The organism is Pseudomonas sp. A-1, assembly GCF_004801855.1.
Classification (GTDB): domain Bacteria; phylum Pseudomonadota; class Gammaproteobacteria; order Pseudomonadales; family Pseudomonadaceae; genus Geopseudomonas.
Window position 1 is genome coordinate 1 of the sequence record NZ_SSTC01000165.1, and the last position, 4,228, is coordinate 4,228.

The 4,228-nt window shown below is 71.2% G+C and carries 3 protein-coding genes and 1 pseudogene; 3 read left to right on the forward strand and 1 reads right to left on the reverse strand.

Annotation, left to right across the window (positions count from 1 at the left end; translation table 11 throughout):
- The 3 genes from E5198_RS20595 to E5198_RS20605 all read left to right on the forward strand — a co-directional run.
- Window positions 1–829 (forward strand): sensor histidine kinase KdpD (locus E5198_RS20595; RefSeq protein ID WP_256659221.1); only part of this gene is annotated, 829 nt, incomplete at its 5' end.
- A 4-nt stretch (window positions 830–833) separates the two neighbouring features.
- Window positions 834–1,547 (forward strand): response regulator, encoded by a 714-nt coding sequence (locus tag E5198_RS20600; protein ID WP_136491776.1) that lies wholly within the window; start codon window positions 834–836, stop codon window positions 1,545–1,547.
- Complete coding sequence (locus E5198_RS20605; RefSeq protein ID WP_136491777.1) at window positions 1,540–3,444, forward strand: potassium transporter Kup; 1,905 nt, start codon at window positions 1,540–1,542, stop codon at window positions 3,442–3,444. The genes E5198_RS20600 and E5198_RS20605 overlap by 8 nt, the downstream gene beginning before the upstream one ends.
- A gap of 41 nt (window positions 3,445–3,485) precedes the next feature.
- On the opposite strand, the pseudogene E5198_RS21675 reads toward E5198_RS20605, so the two are convergent.
- Window positions 3,486–4,228 (reverse strand): annotated as a pseudogene (locus E5198_RS21675) (hypothetical protein); the annotation flags it as partial.

A 4,228-nucleotide genomic window follows, 5' to 3' on the forward strand; every position in this document is an offset into this window, starting at 1 on the left:
CGCCGTGCCGGCCGCGCGCCGGCGCCTGCTCGCCGCCCTCGGCCAGCCGCTGGCCCAGGCCCTGGCCCGCGTGCAGCTGGCGCGGGAACTGGAAGCGGCGCGCCTGCAGACGGAAACCGAACAGCTGCGCAGCGCCCTGCTCGCCTCGGTGTCCCACGACCTGCGCACGCCGCTGACCGTGATGCACGGCGCCATCGACAGCCTGCTCACCCTCGGCGAGCAGATCGGCGCGGCGGATCGCCGCGAGCTGCTGGAAGGCACGCGCAACGAGGCCGAACGGCTCGACCGCTACATCCAGAACCTGCTCGACATGACCCGCCTCGGTCACGGCGAGCTCAAGCTGGAGCGCGACTGGGTGGCGCCGGCCGACATAGTCGCCAGCGCGCTGCAGCGCCTGCACCCGGTGCTCGCGCCGCTGCGCCTGGAAACCGTGCTGGCCGACCCGCTGTCGCTGCTGCACGTGCACGCCGCGCTGATCGAGCAGGCGCTGGTCAACGTGCTGGAGAACGCCGCGCGCTTCTCGCCGCAAGGCGGCCGCCTGCGCCTGACGGTGGAGGCCGACGCCAACGAGCTGCGCCTCGCGGTCAGCGACGAGGGGCCGGGCATTCCGCCGGACGAGCGGGACAGGATCTTCGACATGTTCTACACCGCGGCGCGCGGCGATCGCGGCGGCAAGGGCACCGGCCTGGGCCTGGCGATCTGCCAGGGCATCCTCGGCGCCCACGGCGGCGCGGTGACGGTGGCCGACGGCCTCGACGGGCGCGGCGCGACCCTGTGCCTGCACCTGCCGCGGCAGGCGCAGCCGGGCGAAGCCGATGGGGAGGGGTGACGGCATGCCGGGAATGCAACAGAGCATCCTGATCATCGACGACGAGGCGCAGATCCGCATGATCCTGCGCATCAGCCTCGCCGCCCAGGGCTACCGGGTGCTGGAGGCCGGCAGCGGCCGCGCGGGCCTGGCGCTGGCCGCCGAGGCCCACCCCGACCTGCTGGTGCTCGACCTCGGCCTGCCGGACATGGACGGCAAGGACGTGCTGGACGAGCTGCGCCGCTGGTCGCCGATGCCGGTGCTGGTGCTGTCGGTGCGCGCCGGCGACAGCGAGAAGGTGCTGTGCCTGGACGGCGGTGCCAACGACTACGTGACCAAGCCGTTCAGCATCCCGGAATTCCTCGCCCGGGTGCGCGTGCTGCTGCGCCCGCCGCTGCTCGCCGGGCAGGTGGCCAGCCCGGTGCACTGCGGGGCGCTGCAGATCGACCCCGGCGCCCGGCGGGTCAGCCTGCACGGGCAGGAAATCGCCCTGACGCCCAAGGAGTACGCCGTGCTGGCCGCCCTCGCCCGCCAGCCGGGCCGGGTGGTCACCCAGCAGCAGTTGCTCAGGGACATCTGGGGGCCGACCCACCTCGAGGACAGCCACTACCTGCGCGTGGTGGTCGGCCACCTGCGCCAGAAGCTCGGCGACGACCCCGCCGCACCGCAATTCATCGCCACCGAGGCCGGCATCGGCTACCGGCTGCGCGAACATCCCCCGGAGCCGCTCCATGACTGACACCACCCTGCCTGCCAACCACGAACGGCCGCACGCGCCGTCCTCGCAGATCAGCCTGCTGGTCGCCGCCACCGGCGTGGTCTACGGCGACATCGGCACCAGCCCGCTGTACACCCTCAAGGAGGTGTTCGCCGGCCACTACGGCGTGCAGCTCAACCACGACGGCGTATTCGGCACCCTCTCGCTGATCTTCTGGTCGCTGCTGTGGGTGGTGTCGCTCAAGTACGTGCTGTTCATCCTGCGCGCCGACAACGAGGGCGAAGGCGGGGTGATGGCGCTGACCGCCCTGGCCCGCCGGGCGACGGCGGCGCATCCACGGCTGAGTTCGGGTCTGGTGCTACTCGGCCTGTTCGGTGCCGCGCTGTTCTATGGCGACAGCATGATCACTCCGGCGATTTCGGTACTGTCGGCCATCGAAGGCCTGGAAATCGCCTACGAGGGCGTCAGCCATTGGGTGATTCCCCTGTCGGTCGCGGTACTGGTCGGCCTGTTCCTGATCCAGAAGCACGGCACCGCGCGCATCGGCATCCTGTTCGGCCCGGTGATGGTGGCCTGGTTCCTGGTGCTCGGAGCGCTGGGGGTGTACGGCATCAGCCGCAACCCCGAGGTGCTGCAGGCGCTCAATCCCTGGTGGGCACTGAACTTCTTCCTCGCCCACCCGGGCATCGGCGTGGCCATCCTCGGCGCCGTGGTGCTGGCACTGACCGGCGCCGAAGCGCTGTACGCCGACATGGGCCACTTCGGCCGCAAGCCGATCGCCCGCGCCTGGTTCGCCCTGGTGCTGCCGGGGCTGGTGCTCAACTACTTCGGCCAGGGCGCACTGCTGCTGGGAACCCCCGAGGCGGCACGCAACCCCTTCTACCTGCTGGCACCGGAGTGGGCGCTGCTGCCGATGGTCGCCCTGGCCACCCTGGCCACCATCATCGCCTCGCAGGCGGTGATTTCCGGGGCCTTCTCGCTGACCCAGCAGGCCATCCAGCTCGGCTATGTGCCGCGCATGCAGATCCAGCACACTTCCCATGCCGAGCAGGGACAGATCTACATCGGCGTGGTGAACTGGGCGCTGATGGTCGGCGTGGTGCTGCTGGTGGTCGGCTTCGAAAGCTCCGGCGCGCTGGCCGCCGCCTACGGCGTGGCGGTGACCGGCACCATGCTGATCACCACGCTGCTGGTGGCGGCAGTGATGCTGATGCTGTGGCGAGTCCCGCGCGGGCTGGCGATCCCGCTGCTGCTCGGCTTCCTGCTGGTCGACAGCCTGTTCTTTTCCGCCAACATCGCCAAGATCTTCCAGGGCGGCGCCTTCCCCGTACTGGCCGGTATCGCCCTGTTCACCCTGATGACCACCTGGAAGAGCGGCAAGAAGTTGCTGTTCGCGCGCCTGGACGAAACCGCCCTGCCGCTGCCGGTGTTCATCGACAGCATCTGCCTGCAGCCGCCGCACCGGGTCGACGGCACCGCGGTGTTCCTCACCGCGCGGCCGGACGCCGTGCCGCATGCCCTGCTGCATAACCTGCTGCACAACCAGGTGCTGCACGAGCAGGTGATATTGCTCACCGTGGTCACCGAGGACAGCCCGCGGCTGCCCGAGGATCGCCGCTTCGAGGTGGACAGCTACGGCGAGGGCTTCTTCCGCATCATCCTGCACTTCGGCTTCATGGAGGAGCCCGATGTGCCCGCCGCCCTGCGCCAGCTGCGCCGCGATGGCCTGGACTTCAGCCCGATGCGCACCACCTACTTCCTCAGCCGGGAAACCGTGATCCCCAGCAAGCGCATCGGCATGGCCAACTGGCGCGAGAAGCTGTTCGCCTTCCAGCAGCGCAACTCCAACAGCAGCATGCGCTACTTCAAGCTGCCGGTGAACCGGGTGATCGAGCTGGGCACCCAGGTGGAGATCTGACGGCGACCTGCCGCGCCGCACGGCGCGGCAGGTCCGCCCCCTCAGCCGGGCCGGCGCCGGCGCAGCAGCCACAGGCCGAGCCCGGCCAGCAGCAGATGGGCCAACGCCAGGCCGCTGACCAGAACGTCCTTGGCCGGCTTGCCGAAGCGCCCCAGCACCTCCCACTTGTGCAGGTAGGCGAAGCTCCAGCCTTCGGCGCGGTCGCCGTCGGCCACCCGCGCCGCCAGCGCGCCGTCGAGCGGATCGACGTACAGCGCGGTGCGCGCTCCGTCGGCATAGCGGGCCCTGAGCACCGGCAGGCGCTTGAAGACGAAGCCGTAGTCGTGGTCGAAGCGCTCCTGCACCTCGACCGCCTGCGGCTGGCCGAGGCCCAGCGCGGCGGCGTAGTGGCCGAGGCGCTGCTCGCCGTAGCGGCGCGCAGCGCCGTCATCCAGCGCCTGTCCCGCACCGCTCAGGTAGCGCACGCCAACCATGCCGTCGGCGGACAACTGCTCCAGCCGCCAGGCCGGCGCCCCGTCCAGCAGCACCAGATCGAGCCGGCGCGCGCCAGCGCCGTAGTCCGGCCAGCCTGCCTGCGGCGCCGCGTCCAGCCCGGCGACCGGGTAGCTCGGCTGGAACGGCGCCGGCAGCGGCACCGCGTTGACCTTGTGCCACAGATGCCAGCCGCCGCTGACCGCGAAGCTGCCGGTGACCAGCGCCAGCAGCAGGCCGAGCCAGCCGTGCGCCCGCCGCCGCCACGGCGCGCGGGACTGCCGCGGGCGGGCGAGGAACAGCGCGACGCCCA

What these genes read in the sequence shown, in the direction of transcription:
- E5198_RS20600 (WP_136491776.1), top strand. Translation starts at nt 834, where the DNA reads ATGCCGGGAATGCAACAGAGCATCCTGATCATCGACGACGAGGCGCAG.
- E5198_RS20605 (WP_136491777.1), top strand. Translation starts at nt 1,540, where the DNA reads ATGACTGACACCACCCTGCCTGCCAACCACGAACGGCCGCACGCGCCG.